Source organism: Maribacter sp. TH_r10 (genome assembly GCF_033101095.1).
GTDB lineage: Bacteria > Bacteroidota > Bacteroidia > Flavobacteriales > Flavobacteriaceae > Maribacter_A > Maribacter_A luteus.
The window spans coordinates 1-1,995 of record NZ_JAWMPY010000020.1 but is presented as its reverse complement, the minus strand read 5'-3'; the positions used below and the strand labels follow the sequence as shown (position 1 = coordinate 1,995).

Sequence of the window (1,995 nt, the reverse complement as noted above, 5' to 3'; positions counted from 1 at the left end):
GTGTATGGTTGGTTCTATCTGAAAGGTAAAAACTACCATCGTTTGCTACTTCATCTACAGCTATTCCTGCTGAGTAATTTAAAACTTGAGAACCGGGTAAATCAACCGTTAATGTAGTTGTTTGTGTGTTAGTTACAGCACGAACAAAACCAGTACCAGCGGGATTAGTATCTGTTATTAATAATCGGTTGTTAGTAGAATCGAAAGCTATGTCTCTTGGTCCTAAAAAAGAAGCACTAGCATTATCACCATCCACAAGGTTGATAGTTCCGTTACCTGCATAGGTACTCACGGTTCGTAAACTAGGGTCATCATTCATAGCAATAGCACGAATACTACCATTTTCTGTATCTGCAACATACATTATATTATTACTGATAAGCAAACCTGTAGGATACCTAAATTGCGCAACACTTGCATCACCATCAATAAATCCTCCTGCACCACCTATACCAGCATATGTTGTTACTTGTCCGTCGGCAATTTTACGTATAACGTGGTTGCCTGAATCTGAAATGTAAATATTTCCTGCATTATCTAAAGCAATATCACCAAAACTACTAAAGCGAGCAGTAGCATATGTTCCATCTTGATAGCCTTCGGCATTGCCTCCTAAAAGCGTGGTAACTTCATTATTTACCGGGTTTACCATGCGTATGGATTTTGAACCACTATCGGCAATATAGACGGTTGCGCCATCTGCCGAAGTGGCTACGGCTTGCGGATAGTTAAGTTGCCCAAAGGTGCCATTGGCATTGCCTTGCGTGCCATCACCTGCCAATAGTTGCATATTTACCCCTACCGTACTTACGGGTTGGTCACAATTAGGGCCTGTAAAACCGGGTTCGCAATTACAGAAACAATCGCCATTATCGGCGGTTTGTTGGGTGCCGTTTACGCAGTTTAGGGTGTCGCAAGGGTCTGTGGTATTACCACAATTTAATAATTCTCGTCTTATTTCCTCTGGAAGTTCATTTAGTGTATTTATTGATTTAAATTTTGTTCCTGCCCAAGGAATAAGCGCAGCTTTATCATATATGAGTCTAGTATATCCCCATACATCTGTATAGCTAAAAACTGATATGTCGCCCAATAAATGATGTTCCCCTAAATCAGTTCCTCCCAATTGAGTCTCGTCAAAAACAACTTGTTTGCTAAAATCAACTGGACTATCATTATTTTCCAATAATACTATTTCACCTTTAGAAGGGTTTTTATAAGTATATCCAAGAAGTATTTGTAGTTCGATGGTGTTGTCTGCTCCTCCAAACTTAAAATTTTCAAAAACACCATCGGATGGGGTATCCGTTAACCCGTCAAAAGTGTCATTAGAGTTAATTTTCTGTTCTAACCATTTTTTATGCTCCAATGTTTGTTGCATAAACATAATATTGCTGTTTTCTTTGATGTGTATAATAGGGCTACAAAATCCTGTATAATTTTTATAACTCCTTATTTTATTACTGAATTGCATTTCCCAATTATTCGTTTCTTCCGACATTACTCCATCTATACATTCTCTAACTTTATACACATCATTTTCTAAAAAAGAAATGGAAAACACATAATTGTCTATAATTGTATCATTTGGACCACCAGCATTTAGTCTCATTTGAAAAGGTCGGACAAAGAAATTAGGGTCTTCTGTATTATATACTCCCATAAATGGACTGTATGGTGGAATAGATTTATCACCAGAGTAAAAACTACTGGTTAAAAAGAACGGACTATTGTCAATCAACCATTGCTTGTTTTTATTTACAAAGCTATTCTCGTCATTTTGAAGTTGTACTAAATTTTCTTCAAGTGTACAAGCCGAGAATAACGAAATGACCACACAAAAAAGTAGTATTGTTTTTAAATTTTTCATCTGTTTAAATTTTTTATATAAAAACCTGCTAGGTGTACGCACAATCAAAAACTTATTTGAATTGCCTTACAGGTTTGCTATTAATCAGGAAATACTTTTATTCTAACCGAATAGGTATATACCAC

Annotated in this window: 1 protein-coding gene; it reads right to left on the bottom strand. The window is 36.4% G+C overall.

Annotation, left to right across the window (positions count from 1 at the left end):
• The coding region (locus R3X28_RS19125; protein ID WP_317666475.1) for a hypothetical protein at positions 1-1,870 on the bottom strand (1,870 nt) is incomplete at its 3' end.
• Between the last annotated feature and the right edge of the window lie 125 nt (positions 1,871-1,995).